We start from the raw sequence: 22,685 nt of genomic DNA, 5'->3' as shown, positions 1-22,685 counted from the left end.
TTGGAGGAGAAGGGAATTTATCCTGTGGGAGCAAGGCTTGCCCGCGATGAAGGCAATACGGTTTTCTGTGAAATCCAGGTGTCTGCATCGCGAGCAAGCTTTGCTCCCACAGAGGCGCCTACATATCCCGCGCCACCCGAAAACCGATCCAGTCCCCCGATTGCCCGGCACCAACGCGTTGCGGTTGCCAGAGCGGGAGAACACCGGCGCCTCGCCCCAGTCGTTGCCGCGGATGCGTTTGAATTCGCACTTGCCAGTCAGCCAGGCGCTGCCGTCGCTCGGGGCGCCCACATAGTTTTCGTTGTAGCAATCGGCGGTCCATTCGTAGATGTTGCCGTGCATGTCGTACACGCCGAAGGCGTTGGGCGCGAAGCTGCCGGCCGGGGCGGTGAAGTTGTAGCCGTCGGCCGCGCCGTAGGTGTTGGCGTGCTGGGCGATGCTGTACTCCTTGCCTGCATCGAACGGGAAGGGGAACGGCCCGGTGCTGCCGCCGCGTGCCGCGTATTCGCGCAGGGACTCGCTGACCAGCCGGTATTGTTTGCCGGTTTTTTTCGACAGCCACGCCACATAGGCATTGGCCTCGTCGAAGTCCATGCACACCGCCGGGTGTCGGTCGGTGTATTGCTTGCGCGGGTCGCTGCCCTGGTAGTCCGGGATGCCGGCCTTGCACGCTCGACCGGGACGTTCATCGCCGTCGGGCATGGTGTAGCCGGTGTCGCGCAGGTAGGCGAACCATTCGCCCTTGAGCACCTGGAAGCGACTGATCGCCAGGGGCTTGGCAAACGTCACCGGGTGCAGCGGGCCTTCGTCGGGCTCGCGTCCCACTTCGTCGTCCGGGGTGCCCATCTGGAAGGTGCCGGTGGGCAGCACGACCATTTCCGGGCAATCCTTGCAGTCGCGAAAGACCTGGCCCGGTTGCGACGCCTGGGCGCCGGAGGGCAACAGGGCGGCGAGGGCCAGTGCCGGGAGTAGCTTCAGCGAAAAACTGTTCATCCATCTCTCTCGATAAGGTCAAAAAGGTTCGGCTCAGAGCGTTTTGCCCAGCAACCCCATGAAGCGATCGATCTCGGCTTCGGTGTTGAGCAGCCCCGGCGCGGTGCGCACCACCGGTCCCGCATCGCGGTGCACGGCGTCGGCGATCACGCGGTTCTTCATCAAGTAAGCGGCGACCTCGTCGCTGTCGCGGCCCTTGACCCGGAAGAAGGTGAAGCCGGCGGACAGCTCCGGGCTCATGGGGGTGATCAGCTCGATCTGCGGCTGTGCCACCAGCTGTTTTTTCAGGTAGCTATTGAGGGCGTGGATCCGCGCCTGCACTTCGGCCTTGCCCAGTTGCAGGTGCAGCTTGAACGCTTCGTCGGCGGCCCAGCGATGCTCGAAGGCGTGATAGCCCCCCGGGGTCATGACGGTGGAAAACGCCGTGGCTTCGGAAAAGGTCGGAATGATCGGCGTGACGTACTTGAGTTCTTCGCTGCGGCTGCACACCAAGCCGGTGCCCCGTGGGCCGAACATCCACTTGTGGGTGCCGGCAATGAAAAAGTCGCAATTCATGGCGGGGAAGCTGAGGTCTTCGACGCCGAAACCGTGCACGCCGTCCACCACATAGATGATCCGTTGTTCATCGCTGCGGCCTTGGTTGTGCTTGTCCACCAGGGCACCGATCTTGCCGATCGGCAGCTTCACGCCGCTGCCCGAGTGCACCCAGGTCATGCCCAGCACCCGGGTTTCGGGGCGGATGTTGCGGTCGATGGCCGTGAGGATCTGTTCATGGCTGGCGTCGTGGGCGTTGTCGAACAGCTTGATCTTGCGCACCCGGGTGCCGCTGCGTTGGGTGCGCAGGTCGAGAATGGTGTGGGTGGCGTAGTGTTCGTGGGCGGTGGTGAGGATTTCCTGGTCGGCCGCCACGTGGACGCCGCCGTAGATGATCGACAGGCCTTCGGTGGTGCTGCCGGTGAGGGCGATTTGCTTGGGCGAAGCTTGCAGGTAGCGGCCGGCCCAGGTGCGAACGTTTTCCTCTCGCTCTTCGGTGACGCCCAGGTCCCAGTCCATCAATAGCCCCGGGTTTTTATCCAGGGCGGCGCGGTGCCGGTCGATGGCCTCGCGCACCGGGCGCGGGTGGGTGGTGACCAGGAAGTTGGAGAAGTGCAGGTAGTCCGGGTCCTGGTTGAACAGCGAGCGCAGTTGCGCCCATTTGTTCTTGGGCAGCGGTGCCAGTCGATCGGTGCTGGCCGTGGCGGGCAGGCTGGCGGCCAGGGGCAGGCCGGCGGCGAGGATCCCGGCCTGCTTCAGGAAGGTGCGACGTTCATTCATGGTTGGGCCGCCTTCTGGGTCGAGGCGATGGCGGGGCGGGCGGCTTTCTGCACCTGATCCCAGACCCGCAGGAAATTGCCGCCCCACAGTTTGGCGATGTCGGCTTCCGAGTAGCCGCGGGTCAGCAGCTCGGCGGTGACGTTGCGGATGTCGCCGACGTTCTCCCAGCCTTTCACGCCGCCGCCTTCGTTGAAGTCCGAGCTGATGCCGACGTGGTCGATGCCGATCTTGCGCACGGTGTAGTCGATGGCGTCCCCCAGGTCCTTGAGGCTGGCCTTGGGTTCTTCTTCGAGGATGCCGTAGAGCTGGCCGGCGTATTCGCCGAACTTCTGTTCCGGCCAGGCGGCGATGATCGGGTCGCCGGGCATCAGCGCCATCGCCAGGTTGGGGAGCGGCGGCAGGTCGAAGCGTTCGCGCAGGGCGTTGAGTCTGTCCTGGGTCTTTTGCGTCAGCGGGCGCAGGTACTGGGAGAAACCGACGATCTGCACCACGCCGCCGCTGGCCTTGATCAGTTGCATTTCCTTGTCGCTGAGGTTGCGCGGTATATCCACCATCGCCCGAGGTGCCGAATGAGAGGCCACCAGCGGCGTGCGACTCAATTGCGCGACTTGTTCCAGGGCCAGGGTCGACATCTGCGACACGTCGATGATCACGCCCAGGTCGTTCAGGCGCGTCACCGCTTGCTTGCCGATGTCCGACAGACCGCCCAGGGCATCGGGCGAGTCATTGAAGAACGGCAGCGGGCGGGAGGAGTCAGCCCAGTCGTTGTTGCCGATGTAGCTGAAGCCGAACATGCGCATGCCCCGCGCCGTCCACAGGTCCAGCAAGCTCAGGTCATGGCCCAGGGGGTAGGCGTTGAGCATGCTGATGAAAATCGCGAATTTGCCTTCGCCGTGCAGGCGGCGGAAATCATCCGGGGTGTAGGCGATGGCGACCTGATTGGGAAAGTCCCGGACCAGGCCGGTGATGATCTTGTAGCGCACTTCCTGCTGGTTGCGCGCTTCCTCGACAAAACCGGCGGTGGGCTTGTGCGGCGCGTTGGGCCCGTTCCACAACTCCGGCCAGCCGAACACCGTCAGGGCCGCGCCGGACAGATGGCCGCGGTTGGCTTTGACCAGGTCGAACTGGCCGCTGCCGTCCTTGTCGGCTTCATTGCCGGCGGTGCCGAAATCCAGCGGCACGGTGATGTGGCTGTCGAAGGACAGCAGGCGTTCGTGCAGTTCCCTGGCCTCTTTCATCACTTTGACCGGGTAGCCGGGGTTGTCCCGCCACCAATGGTCCCAGGCCGCGACGCCCGCACCGACGGCCAACGCCAGGGCCAGGGGCAGGCCGATGAAAAGAGCCTTTTTCGAACGAGGTGTTGTCATTGCCGATCTCAGTCAGGTTCGCCTTGGAAGGACAGGCGCGGGGCCTTTGCTATCTGGGAGGAACGAGTGATCGGGCGGGAAATTTAGGTGCTCTCGGGGCCGCCATCGCGAGCAAGCTCGCTCCCACAATTTGGAATGCGTTCACCTGTGGGAGCGAGCTTGCTCGCGATGAGGCCCTCACAGTCTCCCTATAAATTTGTCAGCCCACCCATCGTTCTAGCTTGGATAAAGCCCGCTCCAGGGCTGGACACAGGTAAGGCAATGACGATTTCTCGACGATGGTTCATGGCAGGCCTGGCGCTGACCGGTGCCGCCGTGCCTGCGGTGTATTACGGGCATCGCGAACTGACCCGGCCGGACCCGACCATTACCCCCGGCGAGGCCTCGTTCGACGTGGCGGACGTGGCGGGCCAGCGCCGGGCCGATACGTTGCGGGGCATCTGGACGATCCGTTTCACCGGCCGCGACGCCGGTCTCGAAGGCTTGCCGCAGGACGATCTGCAGATCTTCCTCGATATCGGCCAGAGGGGCCGTGGCCTGGTGGGTTACCTCGACAGCGCCGAACGTTTACGCGGTGCCGATGAGCCCCGTTATCGGGTGTTGGGCGACCTGGCCGGAACCGACCCGAAACAACTGAGCTGGCGGTTGACGGGGGCTCGGCACGACGCGCCGGACTATGAACTCATCATGACCCTGGACGAAGTCTGGGCCGGTTTCGGCAATGCCGGCAGCGCCACTCTCAGCGGTCGGGTGTTGCGCCTGGACCGTCCCTTGGCGTTGCCTGAACAGGACAATCACTTCATCGCCGTCAAGCAGCGCTTCCCCGAGGCGCGGGAGCGCACGCCGCTGAGCCCGGCGCTGCTGGCCTGGCTGGTGTCGCCCGAGCATCGGCTGTTCCACCAGCTCTGGCATGCGTCGCGGGACAAATGGCACACCCTGGACGAAGACAAGCGCAACGCCCTGCGCGGCATCGGCTGGCAGCCCGGCCCACGGGACCAGGAGCGTGATGCCCGCGGGCCGCGCAAGGATCGCAATGGCTCGGGCGTGGACTTCTTTTTCATGCACCGGCACATGCTCGGCACCGCCCGATCGTTCCAGGCACTGCCGTCGTGGCCGCGCTTTCCCTTGCCGCAACCGGAGCTGGAGCGCGATCGCCTGGGGTTCGCCCGCTACCTCGATAACCACGATGGCACGTCCTTGCCGCCGACCTGGCTGGCCGATGGCGACGAGCAGTACGCCCAGTGGGTCAGCGACATCAAGACCGCCGAGACCTACCACAGCAATTTCCAGGTCTGGGAATCGCGCTACCGCGACCCGCGCTACCTGTCGAAACTGACCCTGGGCCAGTTTGGTTCGGAAGTGGAACTGGGCCTGCACGATTGGCTGCACATGCGCTGGGCCTCGGTGCCGCGCGACCCATCCAACGGCCACCCGGTGCCGTTCGCCCGCGACCCGGCGGACTTCGCCCAGCGCTGGTACGCCCCGGAGAATGACTTTCTCGGCGATCCGTTTTCTTCCCACGTGAGCCCGGTGTTCTGGGCCTTCCACGGCTGGATCGACGACCGCCTCGAAGACTGGTTCCGCGCCCACGAGCGTTTCCATCCGGGGGAAGTGAGCCGGCTCGAGGTCAACGGTGTGCCCTGGTTCGCCCCGGGCCGCTGGGTCGAAATCGCCGACCCCTGGCTGGGCCCGGACACCCACGGTTGCAGCACCACGCCGGGGCTGCAGGTTGGGCGCTCGGTGGAGATGGACCCGGAAACCATGAAACTGGCCTTGCGCATCACCTTCGGCAGCGATGACAAAAAGCTCTCCGAACTGTTCCGCCGCGTGCCGCAGCGGCCGTGGTATGCGCGCAATCTCAAGAGCAAGCCGGTGTAAATCCCGCCATCCCAAAAAGCTGAAGTGAACGCCGTTGTGGCGAGGGAGCAAGCTCCCTCGCCACAGGTGTCACTTGGCTTGAGTGCGTTTAGCGCGGCGCGGCGATGTTCAGGGCGCGGTTTGCCAGCAGTTCTGCCAACTCGATCATTTGCTGTATGCCCAGCGCAAAATGGCGCCGCGAGCCTTCCAGTTCAAAGGCGTGCTCGCTTGCCATGACGTTGACCGAAGCGAGGGTTTCGCTGAGGTTGGCCAGCAGGCATTCCATGTCCGCGCCTTCTACAACAGTGAACAACTGACCCGGTGGTGGATTGGGTTTTTCAGATTTGGGGTCGAGGTAAAAGGCGAGGGCGCGATCAGCGGCTTCGTCGAGTTTTTTGGAATCGTCTGCGGGGGGATTGGGGGTGATCTTGAACATGGCGTAACTCCTAGTATTCATTTTCAGGAGCCGACACCATCGCTACCAAACGATTGGGTGGCGGCCGTACGCGGGTTGGTAGACCGGAGCACTAGGAACCCGGCGCGCCCGAAGACGCCCTGCGCACGGCCACCATGAAACAGACACCGAGAGAGCGTCTGTAGGAGGTGGCGCTTGCGCCTAGTTGACTCGCGGGCTACCAAACCCGATCGCTGAAATCAGCGACCCGGAAACAGTAAAAGCCACGAGCCAGGCGCACAAGCCGGCGGATTCTGGCGCAGTTGTAGGTAACGGCGCAAGGCGATGTAGCCTCGCTCGGGAGTCCTACATGGCTGGATAAACAGAACCAAAGCCGAACACCCTTTGTCGGAACGGGAATTACCTGTGGCGAGGGAGCTTGCTCCCGCTGGGCTGCGAAGCGGCCCCCAAACCAGCCCCTCAAAACCTCTGTCCCACCGAGGTGCCGGCCATTGGGGCTGCTGCGCAGCCCAGCGGGAGCAAGCTCCCTCGCCACAGGTATCACTCAGCTCGACCATCTGCTGGATCCCCAGGGCAAGCCTTGCTCCCACAGGGGATAAGTTTCCCTCTCCTTCATCTGTCACTTGGCTTGAAGGTGTGTTCGAGGCCTACATCACCCGCCAACCCCCACCCAATGCCTTGTACAACGCCACGCTCGCCTGTACCCGCGCCAGCCTTAACTGCACGTTCATGTCCTGGGCGGCGTACAGCGTGCGTTGGGTTTCCAGCACGGTGAGCAGGTCTTCGGCGCCGGCCTGGTAGCGGCGCTGGGCGATGTCGAAGGCGGTCTGGGCCTGGTGCAGTTCTTCGCTTTGCCATTGCCGTTGCTGGTCCAGGCCGTGGATGCCGTTCAGGGCTTTCTCGACGTCGGCGAAGCCGTTGATGATGGCGGCGCGATAGAGCTCCAGCAGTTCTTCCTGGCGGGCGGTGGCTTTGTCCCGTTCGGCACTCAGGCGGCCGTTGTTGAAGATCGGCGCGGCCAGGCCGGCGGTGAGGTTGTAGACGTTGTTGCGCAGCAACTGGTCGGCGATGTCGGCGCCGGTGGCGAGGCTCAGGCCGAGGGTCGCGGTGGGCAGCATGGCGGCGCGGGCCACGGTGATGTCGGCCTGGGCGGCAGCGAGGCGCGCTTCGGCGGCGGCGATGTCCGGGCGGCGGCGCAGCAGTTCGCTGGGCACGCCGGCGTCGATGGCGGGCCAGTGCAGGCGGTCGAAGCTGTCGTCGTCGAGCCGGACCGACTGCACCGGCTGCCCCAGCAGTGTCGCCAGGGTGATCACGGCCTCCCGGGCCTGTTGCTGCACTTGGGGTACGCGGCGTTGCTGGGCCGCCACCAGGCTTTTTTGCTGGGACAGTTCCAGGGCCGTGGCGCTGCCGGCGTCGTAGCGGGTCTGGACCAGGTCGAGTACGCGTTGGGCGTTGTCCAGGTTCTGTTCGGCGATGCGCTGTTGTTCGCGCAGGGACAACGCCTGGGTGTAGCTGTTGGCGACGCCGCTGAGCAGGGTCAACTCCACGGTCGCCCGGTCGAACTGGCTGGCCGACAGCGTGCTCAGCGCACTGTCCCGGGCCGCCCGCTTGCCGCCCCAGAAGTCCAGCTCATAGGTGGCGCTGAGGTTGGCGTCGTAGTAGTCGATGGTGCGGTTGTCCCGGTCGACGTCCAGTTGGCTGTAGCCTTTGCCGTGCAACAATTCCTGGCGATTGCCGTTGAGCCCGGCCGTGACCGCCGGCAGCAACGGCGCCCCGGCGATCACCGCGCTGGCCTGGGCCTGGCGCACCCGGGCCATGGCGGCGGCCAGGTCGTGGCTGTCCCGGCGCGCCTGTTCGATCAAGCGGTTCAATGGCGGGCTGCCGAAGTGCGTCCACCATTGCTGGTTATCCGCTTGGGCGCTGGGCGTATCGAGGTGCTGCCAGGCCGGTGGCGGCTGGATGCCGCTGTCCGGTGCCGACGCCGGAGTGGCGCAGGCCGCCAGCAACAGGCTGGCGGCCAGGAGGGTCAGGTGCGCTTTCATAGGGTGGGGTTCATTCACTGGTGAGGGCCGCGACCGGGTCGAGGCGGGCGGCCTTGCGGGCGGGCATGAAGCCGAAGACGACGCCGGTGACCAGGGCGCAGCCGAAGGCGCCGAACACCGCCAGCCATTCGAAGGCCACGGCGATCTTGCCCAGCAATAAGGCACCGCCCACCAGCAGGGCCAGGCCGATACCGGCGAGCCCGCCGACCACCGAGAGCATCACCGCTTCGGTGAGGAACTGGCGCAGGATGTCGCGTTGCCGGGCGCCGGTGGCCATGCGGATACCGATCTCGCGAGTCCGTTCGCGTACGGTCATGAGCATGATGTTCATCACGCCGATGCCGCCCACCAACAGCGAAATCGCCGCAATGGCCCCGAGCATCAACGACAGCGTGCCCTGGGTGCGTGCCTCGGCCTGGATCATCGCGGCGTTGTTGGTCAGTTCGAAATCCTGCTTGCCGTCGTGCAGGCGCAACAAGGTGCGGGAGACCGCCTGTTCGGCCTCCTTGACCTTGCCCGCGTCCCGGGCGGCGATCACCACGTATTCAGGATGGCGCGTGCCGAACAACCGCACGCTGGCGGCGGAGTAGGGCACGGCGATGCGATTGTCGGCGTCCGAATCCCCGGAGCTGGCGCCTTTTTCCGCCAGTACGCCGACCACCTGGAACGGCATGTTCTCGATCAGGATGTAGCGGCCGATGGGGTCGGCGACGTCCTTGAGCAGTTTCTGCCGGACCTTGTGGCCGATCACCGCCACAGCCGCCGCGCCCCGTTCATCGGCGTCGCTGAAGTAACTGCCCTCGGCCACCGGCCAATTGAAGATGGCCGGGAAATTCGTGTCGTTGCCGCCAACGTAGCTGGTGTGGTCTAGGTTGCCGAAACGCACGCTGGCTTCGGCGCCGTTGACCGGCATGATGCGCTGCACTTCGGGCAGGTCGGCGAGGGCGGCCAGGTCGTATTCGCTGATGATGCCCTTGGCGGCTCGGGGTGTGGGCGCGCTGCCGTTGAGGTAGATGATGTTCGAGCCGAACGCGCCCATCTGGGCCATGACCTGGCGCTTGCTGCCTTCGCCCACGGCCAGCATCACCACCACCGAGGCCACGCCGATGACAATGCCGAGCAGGGTCAGGGCGGTGCGAAAGCGATTGATCCACATCACCCGCCATGCCGCCTGTACCGCGTCCACCAGCTCACCTTTCCAGGCGCCGTTGTGTTCGCTGCCGGCGCTCAGGCGCTGGCGCAGGTCCACGGCTTGCAGGGCCTTGGGGTTGGCGTGCACTTCGTGTGGCGAAGAGGGGGCGCTGTCACTGATGATCAGCCCATCGCGGATCTCGATGATGCGCTTGGCCCGGGCCGCCACTTCGCGGTCGTGGGTGATCAGGATCACCACGTGGCCCTGGCTCGCCAGTTCGTCGAGCAACGCCATGACCTCGATGCCGCTCTGGCTGTCGAGGGCGCCGGTGGGTTCGTCGGCGAGGATGATGTGGCCGCCGTTCATCAAGGCCCGGGCAATCGACACCCGCTGCTGCTGGCCACCGGAGAGTTGATGGGGGCGGTTGCCGGTGCGGCTGGCCAGGCCCAGGCGGTCGAGCAGTGCGCTGGCCCGGGCGTGGCGCTCGGCGGCGGAGGTGCCGGCATAGATGGCCGGCATCTCGACGTTTTCCTGGGCGGTGCCGGAAGGAATCAGGTGATAGCCCTGGAACACGAAGCCAAACGCTTCGCGCCGCAGCCAGGCCAGCTCGTCACTGCCCAGGCCGGCGACGTCTTCGCCGGCGAAACGGTACTCACCGCTGGTGGGGCGGTCCAGGCAGCCGAGGATGTTCATCAGGGTGGATTTACCGGAGCCGGACGCCCCGACAATCGCCAGGAACTCCCCGGCGTGAATGGACAAATCAATGCCGCGCAGCACCTCCACCCGAGGGCTGTCGCCACCGCCGTAGGCCTTGCGAATGTCCCGCAGTTCGATCAGGGGCGTGTTCATTCAGCCTCCGCTGCCGCTGGCCGGGCCGATCAGCACCCGGTCGCCTTCGCGCAGGCCGTCGACAATCTGCGTGCGCAGCCGATCGCTGACGCCGGTGCGAACGGTGCGCGGCTGGACGTCGCCATTGTCGGCCAGCACCCGCACCTGGCCGGCGTCCTGCAGGGCGGCGATGGGCACGGTCAGCACGTCCTTGGCTTGGGCGGCGACGAAAAACACCTGGGCGGTCATGTCGGTCATCAGCGCGCGGTCGGCGTTGTCGACGTCCAGCAACACGGTGTAGAGCACCACCCGCTCACTGCCGCTGCGGCCACCGGTGGGGCTGCCGCCCTGGCTGGCCTCCAGTGGGCGCGGCGGCACCGGGAGGATCTGGCGAACGGTGCTGCTCCAGCGACGGCTGCCGCCGGCCAGGGTGGTGAAGTAGGCGGTCATGCCCGGCTTGACGTGGCCGATGTCGGCTTCCGAGACTTCGGCCCAGACCGTCATCGGCGACAGCCGGGCGATGCGCAGGATCAGCGGGGTTTGCTGCTGGGCGTTGAGGGTCTGGCCTTCCCGGGCACCGACGGCGACCACGGTGCCGCTCATCGGCGCATAGATGCGCGTGTAGCCCAGCTCGGCCTCGTCGCTGCGCAGGCTGGCCTGGGCCTGGCGGATCTGGGCCTGGAACATGTCGATGCGCGCCTGGGTCGCCCGCACTTCGGCCTGGGCGGTCTGCACGTCTTCCTCGCGGGTGGCGCCGCCGGCCTTGAGTTGCTGCTGGCGGCGGAATTTCTGCTGCGCCAGGTCGTGCTGGGCACGCTGCTCCTGAAGCTGGGCCTTGAGGTTCTCGATCGAAAAACGCCCGGCGTCGAGCCTGGCCTTTTGCGTGGACGGGTCGATTTCCACCAGCAGTTGGCCTTCGCGCACCTCGTCGCCGGCCTCCACGTGAATCTTCTGGATCTGCCCGGACGCCTGGGCGCCGACGTCGACATAACGCCGCGGTTGCAGAGTGCCCAGGGCGGTGACGCTGTTTTCGATATCGCCACGGGTAACGGGCGCGGTGACCAGGGGCGCACGACTGGGCACGACCGCTTGCCACGCGGCGAAGGCCACGGCCGGAAGCAGGGCGAAGGTGAGAAGCCAGGCGCGTCGGGTAGGGCGGGGACGTTTCATGCAGGGTTCCGGCCGGTGATATCGGGCCCGTCCCAGGAAGGGCAGGGACGGGGGGCTGTTCTGGTAAACGAGCGCTTTGGACGGGAATTTACTGGCTTGAAACACTTGGTAGCAGGTTGGCGAATCAGCCGAAGCGACCCCGAACCCTGTGGCGAGGGAGCAAGCTCGCGCTGGGCTGTGTAGGCGCTGGCGAAGCCTGCGATCTTTTGATCTTTCGCTTGAGACTCAAGTGTCTGGGGAAAGATCGCAGCCTCGCTCCGCTCGTCAGCTCCTACAGGCCCAGCGGGAGCAAGCTCCCTCGCCACAAAAGCCAGAGGCCGACACCTCGTCAACTGAACGAATCAACCCCGATACAAACCAACGCTTTAAATCTATATGAGAATTACTATAAATTACGCGATCGAAGCTGCCATTATCGTGCCATGCCCTTTTCAGGCATGCCGGGTGGCATTGGGATAGCTGGCGCGGCCATTGCGCACGGGAGTCATGTTGGAAAACTACTATCGCGAGCTGGTGTGTTTCCTGAACGCCAGGCTAGGCAACCGCCAGGCGGCCGAGGATGTGGTGCATGACGCCTATGTGCGGGTGCTGGAGCGTGCCAGCGACACGCCCATCGAACAGCCTCGGGCGTTCCTCTACCGCACGGCGCTGAACCTGGTGATCGACGGGCATCGACGCAACGTCCTGCGCCAGGTCGAATCCCTGGATGTGCTGGACAACGAAGAGCGCTTCTTCACGCCATCGCCCCACACCAGTCTCGACCATGGCCAGCGCCTGGACATGCTGCAGCGCGCCCTGGCCGAGCTGTCGCCGCTGTGCCGCGAGAGTTTCCTGCTGCGCAAGCTCGAAGGCCTGTCCCACCCGCAAATCGCCGAGCGCCTGGGCATTTCCCGGGCATTGGTGGAAAAGCACATCGTCAACGCCATGAAGCACTGCCGCGTTCGCGTGCGTCAGTGGGACGCGCCCTGATTCGAGCGTCGCCGGTCACCCGGCGGTAAATTTTTTTTCACTGTCCTCGTTCCTCTCAACAGACGACTTGCCGGCGCCTTCAGTGCCGGTCAGGTTCCCCAGGCTTTTCGTGCCCTGTTGAGGGGCTTTTCCAGAGGACACTGGACATGACACAGGCAATTGCATCGCCCATCGTTCACGACTTGATCGGCATTGGCTTCGGCCCTTCGAACCTGGCGCTGGCCATCGCGCTGCAGGAACGGGGGCCGGTCCAGGGTGAACTGGACGTGCTGTTCCTCGACAAGCAGGCCGACTACCGCTGGCACGGCAACACCCTGGTGACCCAGAGCGAGTTGCAGATTTCCTTCCTCAAGGACCTGGTGACCCTGCGCAACCCCACCAGCCCGTATTCGTTCGTCAATTACCTCAAGCACCATGGCCGCCTGGTGGACTTCATCAACCTCGGCACCTTCTACCCGTGCCGCATGGAGTTCAATGATTACCTGCGCTGGGTGGCCGGACACTTCAGCGCACAGAGCCGCTATGGCGAGGAAGTGCTGCGCATCGAACCGGTGCTGCACAACCAGCAGGTCGAGGCGCTGCGGGTGATTTCCCGCGACGGCCAGGGCGAAGAGCTGGTCCGCACCACCCGCTCGCTGGTGGTCAGCGCCGGCGGTACCGCACGCATTCCCGACGCGTTCAAGGCGTTCAAGGATGACGCGCGGGTGTTCCACCATTCCCAGTACCTGGAGCGCATGGCGGGTCAGCCGTGCGTGAAGGGCCAGCCGATGAAGATCGCCATCATCGGCGGTGGGCAGAGCGCGGCCGAGGCCTTCATCGACCTCAACGACAGCTTTCCTTCGGTACAGGTCGACATGATCCTGCGCGGCTCGGCTCTCAAGCCGGCGGACGACAGCCCATTCGTCAACGAAGTGTTCTCGCCGGAGTTCACCGACCTGGTGTTCCAGCAACCCCACAGCGAGCGCGAGCGCCTGGTCAACGAGTACCACAACACCAACTATTCGGTGGTGGACATCGACCTGATCGAGCGTATCTACGGGATTTTCTATCGCCAGAAAGTTTCTGGCATCGCCCGTCATGCATTCCGCACCCTCACCACGGTGGAGAAGGCCACGGCCACCGCCGCCGGCGTGGAACTGGCGGTGCGCAACAACGCCACCGGCGAGCTGACGGTACGCCGTTATGACGCCGTGGTGCTGGCCACCGGTTACGAGCGGCAGATGCACCGCACCCTGCTGGAGCCGCTGGCGCAGTACCTGGGGGATTTCGAGGTGGATCGCAATTACAAGCTGATTACCGACGAGCGCTGCAAGGCGGCGATCTACATGCAGGGCTTCTGCCAGGCCAGCCATGGCCTGAGCGATACGTTGCTGTCGATCCTGCCGGTGCGTGCCGATGAGATTGCCGGCTCGCTGTATGAGCATGGGAACAATCGCGGACAGGCTCGTCCAGTACGCGACATGCTGTTGGCCGCTGTATAGGCCCTGTAGGAGCGAGTCACCCCCTGTGGGAGCGAGCTTGCTCGCGATGGCGTCAGTTCAGCCAATACTGAAGTGGCTGACACTACGCCTTCGCGAGCCAGCTCGCTCCCACAGGCCATAGGTCCGCTCTCTGGTCACTCGCAGGAAATTCTTCAGAAACTTCCTACACTCATGTCATGCGTCTGTTGGACAGGCGCATCGACGGTTCGCTGTTCCCTCGTATTGGCAGTCTGAACCCCCAACCGGTCACCCTGACTGAGGTCGGTGGTGCGCCGGGCCGACCACGCCAAGCGAAACACCCTGACCAGATGATGCTGCTTTTACGCACAGGCCTGGTGGCGCTGTTGCTGGGCTCATTGAGCTTGGCGCTACCGGTAGGCGCGACTCCTGAGTCGTTGCAGGTGCTCGGGCGCTCCAATGTGGAGGATTATGCGGTGTCCCTGGACGCTGCCGACTGGGCCTGGCTGCGCCAGAAGGGCACGTTGCGGCTGGGGGCCTCGGCGCCGGACTATGCGCCTTTCAGCATCACCGGCAATGGTCGCGACTATGAAGGCCTGACTGCCGACTATGCGCAATTGCTGGGGCAACTCTTGCACGTCACGGTGCAGGTCCAGCGCTATCCGTCCCACGCCGAAGCGCTCCAGGCCCTGCGCGGCGGTGAGATCGACCTGCTCGGCACCGCCAACGGCTTCGAAGCCGCCGATCCGGACCTGGCGATGTCCCAGGCCTATGCCGATGACCTGCCGACCCTCGTGGCCCGCATCGACGACAGCCAGGACTTGCCCCCGGACCTGGCGGGCAAGCGGGTGGCCATGCTGTATCACTATTTACCGCCGGAGACGGTCAAGGGGTTTTATCCCGAGGCTTCGTTGCAGCTGTTCCCCTCGACCTTGAGTGCCATCGGCGCCGTGGCGTTTGGTCAGGCCGACGTCTACCTGGGGGATTCGATCAGTTCCAACTACCTGATCAGCAAGAATTACCTGAACAATGTGCAACTGGCCGATTTCTCGCGTATGGAAGTGCAGCCGTTCGCCTTTGCGGTCAGTCGCGGCAACGAGCGCGTGTTGCGCATCGTCAATGCCGCGCTGCACGCCATTCCCGCCAGCGAACGCATGATCATCCTGCGGCGTTGGAGCGCCGGCGGGGCGAGCATGCCCGGTCTGCAGGCGCTGCATTTCAGCGTCAACGAACAGCGTTGGCTGGACGCCCACCCCCGCATCAAAGTCGCCGCCAATGAAAACTTCCTGCCGCTGACGTTCTTCGACGAGCAAGGCCATTTGCGCGGCATCGGCGCCGATGTGCTGGCGCGGATCAGCTTGCGCACCGGTTTGAAATTCGATGTGCAGCGGGGCGATTCGGTTGACGATTTGATCGGGCAGATCAAGAGCGGCAAGGCCGACGTCCTGGCAACCGCCATACCCAGCGCCGAACTCGAGGACGAGTTGCGCTTTACCCGACCGTACCTGACGAACCCGTTCGTGTTGGTGGTGCCGGTCAGGGCCAAGGCGCTGACCTTGGACCAGATGGCGGGCAAGCGCGTGGCGCTGGTGCGTGGCAACGTGCTGCGCGAGTTCCTGCTGGAGCAGTTCCCCCGCGTGCAGTTGGTGGCGGCGCAGAATGCGGCCGACGCCATGGCCATGGTCGCCGCCGGCACGGCAGATGCTGCGATCAACCCGCTGATCAGCGCCCGCTACATGATTTCCCGCCAGTACCGCGACACGCTGCAAGTCACCAGCACCGTGGGCACCTTGCCCGCGCACATCGCCCTGGCGACGAACCGGGGCGCATTGGAGCTTTACTCGATCCTGGACAAGGCGCTGTTGAGTATTTCCCCGGAAGAAATGGACGAGCTGACCAACCGCTGGCGCAGTGAAGTGGTGATCGACGACAGTTACTGGCTGCGCAACCGCACCACGATTCTCCAGGGGTTCGCCGTTGCTGCGCTGCTGTTGCTGGTGGCCTTGGGCTGGGGCATCTATCTGCGACGGCTGTTGGAACAGCTGCGCGTGGCCAAGGAAAGCGCCGACGAGGCCAATCGGGCCAAGACCACCTTCGTGGCGACCATGAGCCATGAGATCCGCACGCCGATGAATGCGGTGATCGGCCTGCTGGAGCTGGCCCTGAAAAAAGCCGACCAAGGCATCGTCGACCGATTCGCCATCGAAGTCGCGTCGGGTGCGGCCCATGGCATGCTGGATCTGATCGGCGACATCCTCGACATCGCCCGCATCGAGTCGGGCAAGTTGTCGCTGGTGCCGCAGCGGGCCAATCTGCACACGTTGATCGAGTCGGTGGCGCGGATTTTCGAGGGCCTGGCCTGGCAGAAACACCTGCGCTTGCATTGGGTGCTGGATGCCGGGATCGACCGCGACGTGTTGATTGATCCATTGCGTTTCAAGCAGATCGTCTCGAACCTGTTGAGCAACGCCATCAAGTTCACCGACCAGGGTGAAGTGCGCCTGAGTGTGCGCGGCGAGCCGGTCCCTGGGCACGAACGCCTGGGTCTTTGCCTGCGGGTGGAGGACACCGGTTGCGGTATTTCCCCCGAGGATCAGCGCCGCCTGTTCAGCCCCTTTGCCCAGGCCGGCCAGCACCCGCAGTCGGCTCGCAGCGGTTCCGGGTTGGGGTTGGTCATCAGCCGGACGTTGTGCGAAATGATGGGGGGCACCCTGGTGTTGCATAGCGTGCCGGGGGAGGGCACGCAGGTTGAGATTCTGCTGGAGCTGCCCTTGCTCGATGCGCTGCCGGCGGCGCCTGCCGAGGTCGAGGCGCTGCTGCCGGTCCCGGCGCTGAGTATCCTGGTGGTCGACGACTACCCGGCCAACCGCTTGCTGCTGTCCCAGCAATTGGGCTACCTGGGCCATCGCGTCCGGGAGGCGCAGAACGGTGTCGACGGTCTGCAGGCTTGGCGCAGCGAACACTTCGATGTGGTCATCACCGACTGCAACATGCCCTTGATGAGCGGCTACGAACTGGCCCGTACCATTCGCGCCGAAGAGCGCGATCATAGCCTGTCGCCGGTGGTGATCCTGGGGTTCACCGCCAACGCCCAGCCCGAGGAAAAGCAGCGCTGCGCCGAAGCCGGGATGGACGATTGCCTGTTCAAGCCCATCGGCCTCAAGGCACTCAATGCGTGCCTGGCTTCGGTCATGCCGGATGCGCGGGCGCCCCAGTCCGGCGATGGCCTCGACTTGACCGGGCTGGAGCAACTGACCGGTGGCGACACCAGTGCGATCAGGGCGTTGCTGGAGGAACTGGTCAGCAGCAATGCCGCGGATCAAGCGCGACTGCTGGACTTGTCTACCCGACAGGACTTGCCGGGCCTGGCGGACCTGGCGCACCGGATCAAGGGCGGGGCGCGGATCATCCAGGCGCAACGCCTGATCGCCGCCTGCGAGGCGCTGGAAAGCGCTTGTCGAGGGAACGACACGGTGCTGCTCGCCGAGGCCGTGGAAGACCTTCGCCAAGCCATCGAGCACCTGGCGGAACGACTGAAAACCCACCTGGAGGAATAGGCGCTATAGGAGCTGTATGAATTGTATGAACCGTAGGAGCTGACGAGTGCAACGAGGCTGCGATCTTTCCAAAGACCCTTGAATCCCAAGCGAAAGATCAAAAGATCGCAGGCTTCGCCAGCTCCTACAATCCCAAGCGAACGATCAAAGATCGCAGGCTTCGCCAGCGCCTGCAAAGCGCCGAGCGGGATAAATTCCCTCGCCATAGGGGCTGTGTCTGTCCTTATTTTAGGATTAGTCCTACATCGCCCTTCAAACGCTTCCTCTAGCCTGAGCGCCCTGAATGTTCTTGAGCCGGTGCCTACCTGGCGCGTTGCTATTGGAAAGCTTGCCATGCCGAACAAAGCACTTCGTATCCTGATTGCCGACCCACAACAGACCTATCGAATCGTGCTGGAGCGTCTGTTCAACCAACAGGGCTACCACCGGATTGTCCCCGTGAGCCATTTGCAGGAACTGCTCACGCTGGTGGAGTACGGCAGCGAGCCGTTCGACCTGATTGTCGTCAACGGGGCGTTGGCGGACGGGGCGTTGGACCTGCACGATTTTGTGATCTACAACCCGCAGATTCGTCACGGGATGATCTACAACGCGCAACCGGCCAGTCAGTCGCCGGTGCCTGTGGCGCGTCGATCGAACGTGCATCTGAGCCAGGCGCCACTGCCTGATCTCGCGTCACTGCGACGCCTGATGGAACGGGTCGATCCTCCTATCCATGAGCCGTTTCAACCGTGGGTTCGCCCCCTCAGGCAGGGTCATGGACGCTGAACCAGACCGTTGGTCCGCACTGTCAGGTTTGACAGGTGGCAGGGCCTGGCACTTGTGCAAGAGTCCGGTGCGGTCATGGCACCGGTGCCGTTTGTATTGTTTTGGGGAGCTGCCTTGAAAGACGTGTTGATCGTGGATGACCACCCTGTCATTAGAGGGGCGCTGCGGCTCATTTGCCAGAATGAGGCGTTCACCCACATCCGGGACGCCAGCGGCGCGGCCGATGCCCGGGGCATCATCAAGGAGAGTGCGCCAGACCTGGTGATCCTGGATTTGGTGATGAACGGCTTCGATGGCCTGGACCTGCTGGTCTGGATCATGGCCCAGTTTCCTGAATGCAGCGTGCTGGTGTTCACGTCCCAGGATGCGCAGCACTTCTGCAACCGCTGCATCTCGGCCGGGGCCCGGGGCTTTGTGACCAAGAAAAGCGATCTCAAGGAACTGACCAAGGCCATCCAGGCGTTGAAGTCCGGTTATGCCTATTTCCCCCAGATGCCCGTCAGGCTGGATTTCCAGCAACGCAGCGAACAGCAAGCCCTGGAAAGCCTTTCCACCCGCGAACTGTCCATCTTGCGCATGCTGGCCATGGGCATGCGCGGCAAGGACATCGCTGAAAGCCTGTTCCTGAGTCCAAAAACCGTCAGCACCTACAAGAGCCGTCTGTTGGAAAAGCTGGGGCTGCAATCCTTGGTGGGGTTGTCGGAGTTTGCCAAGCGCAATCACCTTTGAATGAGTGACACCCAACCCTGTGGGAACGAGCTTGCTCGCGATGGCGTTGGCACATCCAACACTTATGCAAGCTGAACCACGGCTCTCGCGAGCAAGCTCGCTCCCACAGGTTCTTGATCGTTCTCCAAATGGAACGCTAAGGCCGGTTTTTGCTGTCTAGTGCTTCAAGGGTGTGGGTTTTAAGCTGTGTCCATCAAATCGCAGTACCTGATTTTGGAGACACAGCATGAAAAACATCATTGGCCTCTACACCAGCCCGCGGCCTCATTGGGTCGGCGACGGGTTCCAGGTGCGCACGCTGTTTTCCTACGACAACCTGGGCAAGCACATCAGCCCGTTCCTGCTACTGGACCACGCCGCCCCCACCGAATTCACGCCGACCAGCGAGCGTCGCGGCGTCGGCCAGCACCCCCATCGTGGGTTCGAAACCGTGACCATCGTCTACCAGGGCGAACTGGAACACCGTGACTCCACCGGCAGCGGCGGCAAGATCGGTCCCGGCGATGTGCAATGGATGACCGCCGCTTCCGGCATCATCCACGAAGAGTTCCACTCCGAAGCGTTTGCCCGCCAGGGCGGGTTCATGGAAATGGTCCAACTGTGGGTCAACCTGCCCGCCAAGGACAAGATGGCCCCGGCCGGCTACCAGACGCTCCTCAAGGGCGACATTCCGAACATCGCCCTGAAGGACGACGCCGGCAGCCTGCGCCTGATCGCCGGAAGTTTCGAAGGGCATCAAGGCCCGGCACGGACCTTCACCCCCATCGACGTTTGGGACATCCGCTTGAATGCCGGGAAAACCCTCACCCTTGACCTGCACGAAGGCCACAACACCGCCTTGGTGCTGCTGCGGGGCTCGGTCCAGGCCAATGGCCGCGAACGGGTCGAGGCCGGGCAGATGGCCCTGTTCGACCGGGCCGGCGACCAATTGAGCCTGCAAGCCAATAACGACGCGGTGGTGTTGCTGCTCAGTGGCGAGCCGATCGACGAACCCATCGTGGGCCATGGTCCGTTCGTGATGAACAGCGAACAGGAAATCCACCAGGCCTTCAATGATTTCCACTCCGGGCGCTTTGGCCGGATGGACGATTGAACGCGAAACCGACAGTCGCGCAGCACCTACACCCACTGTGGGAGCGAGCTTGCTCGCGATAGCGGTCTGATAGTCAATGCACCCTTGACTGACACACCGCTATCGCGAGCAAGCTCGCTCCCACATGGGGATCTGCGGGGGATCTCTACAGCGTGTTCAAACTGTGCCAATCTTCGCCAATCGCCCTCCTGGAGCTGTCCCGATGCTGTTTCTGATCTCCGAGCACCCGCTGCTCTGTGCCCTGGCGCTGCTGGTGCTCGACCTACTGATGTGGCATCTGGTCAGTGCGGATCGGATCTATTGGAAAGTCGGCGCAAGGCTGGTGATTTTTTCGTTGTTCAGCGTGCTGCTGTTCAACGAAGGCCTCAACCCCATGGTCCCGGCGCAGTGGGTCGACGATGTGCCGAGGCACCTGGCCGCTACCGGTTTGCAGATCACCTGGTGGCTGTTCGCCGCGCGAACCCTGACGGTGCTGATCGTGGCGGCGATGATGCAACGGGTCGGCCACACCGGGCGGTTGTTGCAGGATTTGCTCGGCGCGGTGATTTTCCTGATCGCTGTCATCGCGGCACTGGCCTACGTGCTGGATTTACCGGTCAAGGGCGTGCTGGCCACGTCCGGCGCGATGGCGATCATCGTCGGCCTGGCCTTGCAGAGCACCCTCAGCGACGTGTTCTCCGGAATCGTGCTCAACACCACCAAGCCCTATCAGCTCGATGATTGGATTTCCATCGACGGCACTGAAGGCCGGGTCACCGACATCGATTGGCGGGCCACGCGCTTGCAGACCGCCCAGGGCAGCATGGCGGTGATTCCCAACTCGTTGGCGGCCAAGGCCAAGGTCATCAACTTCAGTCGCCCCAGCGATGTCCATGGCCTGTCCATCAGCATCCAGGTCAGCCCGCATGCGCGGCCACAAACCGTGATCGATGCGTTGGAGCGGGCCATGATTGGCTGTCGTTCCCTGCTCGCCACCCCGGCACCCAGCGTCGCGCTCAAGAGCAGCGGCAGTGGCGGGGCGGAGTATGAAGTCAGCGGGTTCGTCGCCTCCATGGCCCTGAAACGCACGGTGCGCAACCAGTTGTTCGACCTGGCGTTCCGGCATTTGCAGGCGTCGGGCGTGAGCCTGCTGTCCACCAGTGAAAGCGCCACGCCCCAGGCGGTGTCGCGGCCCCGGGCATTGCTGGAAAGCTCGAGCATTTTCTCCACCCTGCGCCAGGATGAGAAAGACACCTTCAGCCAGAACATGACCCTGCAAACCTTCCGCGCCGGCGATGTGATCCTGGCGGCGGGGGAGGTCAGCGATCATCTGTTCATCATCGAGTCAGGGGTGGTCAGTGTCACCCTGATGCGCAACGGCCAGCCACTCGAGGGCGGACGCATGGGGCCGGGGGAAGTGATCGGCGAAGCCGGGATCGTCGCGGATCAGGCGGCCCTGGCGACTTTTTCCGCCAAGACGTTCTGCACCCTGTACCGCATCGAAAACAGCTATCTCAAGCCGTGCCTCGAGGCCCGTCGCGACATCAACGATGCGATGAAAAACCTGCTGGACGTGCGCATGCACCTGGCCCAGAACCTCACCCGCGACCTGCCCAAGCCCGTCGCCAAGAAGCGCTTCCTGCAGTGGCTGCGCAGCCGGGCCTGAAGCCTATCTTGAAGTCCCCATGTCCCTTGTGGCGCCCTCGCCACAAGCGCCTCCAGCCCTCCTTCAGGTAAACCCCGACGCGTTCCCCATTGGCCACCCGAACTTCCCAACAATTGGCTATTTGTACCGCGCCACTGCACGGCTAACGTAGCGCTACACCTCATTGTTCTGGAGTTCACCATGCAACCGCGTATCGATTTCTACACCGCGTCCCCTGACGCTTTCAAAGCCATGCTGGCCCTGGAAAACGCCGCTTCGAACCTGGGCCTGGAGAAGTCCCTGCTGGAGCTGGTCAAGTTGCGCTCCTCGCAGATCAACGGCTGCGCTTTCTGCATCGACATGCACACCGCCGATGCCCGCAAGGGCGGCGAGACCGAACGTCGCCTGTACGCCGTGACCGCCTGGCGCGAAGCGCCGTTCTTCACCGGCCGCGAACGCGCCGCACTGGCCTGGACCGAAGCCCTGACCCGCCTGAGCGACACCCACGCGCCGGACGCCGACTATGCCCTGCTGAGCGAGCATTTCAGCCCCAAGGAAATGGTCGACCTGACCGTGGCGATCAACGCCATCAATGGCTGGAACCGCTTGGCGGTGGGCTTTCGCAAGATGCCTGAGGCGTAGTCGGGCGAAGAAGAAAAAAACCTGTGGGAGCGAGCTTGCTCGCGATAGCGGTCTGATAGTCAATGCACCCTTGACTGACACACCGCCATCGCGAGCAAGCTCGCTCCCACAAAGGTTTATGCCTCAGTTTTAAAGCTTCGGACGACAGGCGCCGTAATAGGTTTGCTTCACATGAATAGTAACCATTACTATTCACGCCCCGTTTCCACAGCGCGCCGCGATGACCCCCAAGCTGCCCCGCAGACCCGGCTTTTTCGAGCATTACGAAGAGTTGATCGGCACCTGGACCCGTCGCCTGCGCAATCGCCAGCAGGCCGAGGACCTGGCCCATGACACCTTCGTGCGGGTGCTTGAGTCCGATTCGAGCGGGGTCGAGCAGCCACGGGCGTATTTGCATCAGACCGCGCGCAACATTGCAGTGGATGGCTATCGGCGCGAAGATCGACGGGGGGCCATGGAAGAGGCTGTCATCGACCCTGGTCAGTCGTTTTCGGGCGACCCGGAGCACTTCATGCACGCGATCCAACTGGCGGACTCCATCGAGCGGGCGCTTGCCGAGCTGCCGGCCAACTGCCGCACGGTGTTCGTCTGGCAGAAGATCGAAGGCCTGACCCAGGCGGAAATCGCCGAGCGCCTGGGCCTGTCAAAAAACATGGTGGAAAAGTATATGATCCGCACCCTGCGGCATCTGCGTGATCGCCTGGACGGACCAGGCCAATGATCCGTCGTCCTCTTCCACCTGAGCC

Annotated in this window: 16 protein-coding genes and 1 pseudogene; 10 read left to right on the top strand and 7 right to left on the bottom strand. The window is 63.8% G+C overall.

Features of this window, described 5'->3' with window-relative positions; genetic code table 11:
* Nucleotides 1-118: 118 nt before the first annotated feature.
* The 3 genes and pseudogenes from pvdO to pvdM form a co-directional block, all read right to left on the bottom strand.
* Nucleotides 119-993, bottom strand: a pseudogene (gene pvdO / locus ACZ5M5_RS21110) (dihydropyoverdine dehydrogenase).
* A gap of 33 nt (nt 994-1,026) precedes the next feature.
* Nucleotides 1,027-2,307 carry a pyoverdine-tailoring periplasmic protein PvdN gene (pvdN, locus tag ACZ5M5_RS21105; protein ID WP_464737929.1) on the bottom strand — a complete coding sequence of 427 codons (1,281 nt, stop codon included), beginning with the start codon at nt 2,305-2,307 and terminating at the stop codon, nt 1,027-1,029.
* Nucleotides 2,304-3,674 carry a pyoverdine-tailoring dipeptidase-like protein PvdM gene (pvdM, locus tag ACZ5M5_RS21100; protein ID WP_092174148.1) on the bottom strand — a complete coding sequence of 457 codons (1,371 nt, stop codon included), beginning with the start codon at nt 3,672-3,674 and terminating at the stop codon, nt 2,304-2,306. Before pvdM ends, pvdN begins: the two co-directional genes overlap by 4 nt.
* Nucleotides 3,675-3,935: 261 nt before the next feature.
* Here pvdM and pvdP point away from each other — a divergent pair, with 261 nt between their 5' ends.
* Entirely contained in the window at nt 3,936-5,552 is a 1,617-nt protein-coding gene (gene pvdP / locus ACZ5M5_RS21095) for a pyoverdine maturation tyrosinase PvdP (protein ID WP_464737928.1), read from the top strand.
* An 88-nt stretch (nt 5,553-5,640) separates the two neighbouring features.
* On the opposite strand, the gene ACZ5M5_RS21090 is transcribed toward pvdP, so the two are convergent.
* From ACZ5M5_RS21090 to ACZ5M5_RS21075, 4 genes are all read right to left on the bottom strand, one after another.
* Nucleotides 5,641-5,967: a DUF6124 family protein gene (locus tag ACZ5M5_RS21090; RefSeq protein WP_464737927.1), complete on the bottom strand. Its 327-nt coding sequence runs from the start codon at nt 5,965-5,967 to the stop codon at nt 5,641-5,643.
* A 626-nt stretch (nt 5,968-6,593) separates the two neighbouring features.
* Nucleotides 6,594-7,988 (bottom strand): efflux transporter outer membrane subunit, encoded by a 1,395-nt coding sequence (locus ACZ5M5_RS21085; protein WP_464737926.1) that lies wholly within the window; start codon nt 7,986-7,988, stop codon nt 6,594-6,596.
* A gap of 10 nt (nt 7,989-7,998) precedes the next feature.
* Nucleotides 7,999-9,969, bottom strand: a complete 1,971-nt coding sequence (locus tag ACZ5M5_RS21080; RefSeq protein ID WP_207282755.1) for a MacB family efflux pump subunit — start codon at nt 9,967-9,969, stop codon at nt 7,999-8,001.
* Complete coding sequence (locus ACZ5M5_RS21075; protein WP_207282756.1) at nt 9,970-11,118, bottom strand: efflux RND transporter periplasmic adaptor subunit; 1,149 nt, start codon at nt 11,116-11,118, stop codon at nt 9,970-9,972.
* A gap of 486 nt (nt 11,119-11,604) precedes the next feature.
* Between ACZ5M5_RS21075 and ACZ5M5_RS21070 the strand changes: the two genes are divergently transcribed.
* From ACZ5M5_RS21070 to ACZ5M5_RS21030, 9 genes are all read left to right on the top strand, one after another.
* Nucleotides 11,605-12,087 (top strand): sigma-70 family RNA polymerase sigma factor, encoded by a 483-nt coding sequence (locus ACZ5M5_RS21070; protein ID WP_060741407.1) that lies wholly within the window; start codon nt 11,605-11,607, stop codon nt 12,085-12,087.
* A 146-nt stretch (nt 12,088-12,233) separates the two neighbouring features.
* Nucleotides 12,234-13,568, top strand: coding sequence for a lysine N(6)-hydroxylase/L-ornithine N(5)-oxygenase family protein (locus ACZ5M5_RS21065; protein WP_060741408.1), 1,335 nt, complete (start codon nt 12,234-12,236; stop codon nt 13,566-13,568).
* A 308-nt stretch (nt 13,569-13,876) separates the two neighbouring features.
* A complete protein-coding gene (locus ACZ5M5_RS21060; protein WP_464739434.1) occupies nt 13,877-17,083 on the top strand; it encodes an ATP-binding protein in 3,207 nt (1,068 codons plus the stop codon).
* A 333-nt stretch (nt 17,084-17,416) separates the two neighbouring features.
* The gene (locus ACZ5M5_RS21055) at nt 17,417-17,851 is read left to right on the top strand and encodes a PleD family two-component system response regulator (RefSeq protein ID WP_103310183.1); all 435 of its coding nucleotides are present in this window, start codon (nt 17,417-17,419) and stop codon (nt 17,849-17,851) included.
* Nucleotides 17,852-17,965: 114 nt separating this feature from the next.
* Nucleotides 17,966-18,580, top strand: coding sequence for a response regulator transcription factor (locus ACZ5M5_RS21050; RefSeq protein WP_060743165.1), 615 nt, complete (start codon nt 17,966-17,968; stop codon nt 18,578-18,580).
* Between the two features lie 226 nt (nt 18,581-18,806).
* A complete protein-coding gene (locus tag ACZ5M5_RS21045; protein ID WP_464737925.1) occupies nt 18,807-19,673 on the top strand; it encodes a pirin family protein in 867 nt (288 codons plus the stop codon).
* A 202-nt stretch (nt 19,674-19,875) separates the two neighbouring features.
* Nucleotides 19,876-21,318, top strand: coding sequence for a mechanosensitive ion channel domain-containing protein (locus ACZ5M5_RS21040; protein ID WP_464737924.1), 1,443 nt, complete (start codon nt 19,876-19,878; stop codon nt 21,316-21,318).
* 180 nt (nt 21,319-21,498) lie between these two features.
* Nucleotides 21,499-21,939, top strand: a complete 441-nt coding sequence (locus ACZ5M5_RS21035; RefSeq protein ID WP_060741412.1) for a carboxymuconolactone decarboxylase family protein — start codon at nt 21,499-21,501, stop codon at nt 21,937-21,939.
* 220 nt (nt 21,940-22,159) lie between these two features.
* On the top strand, nt 22,160-22,660 hold the full coding sequence (locus ACZ5M5_RS21030; RefSeq protein WP_060741413.1) for a sigma-70 family RNA polymerase sigma factor: 501 nt from the start codon (nt 22,160-22,162) through the stop codon (nt 22,658-22,660).
* Nucleotides 22,661-22,685: the final 25 nt, after the last annotated feature.

Source organism: Pseudomonas sp. Van50 (genome assembly GCF_055390755.1).
This window is presented reverse-complemented; position numbering and strand designations above follow the sequence as displayed.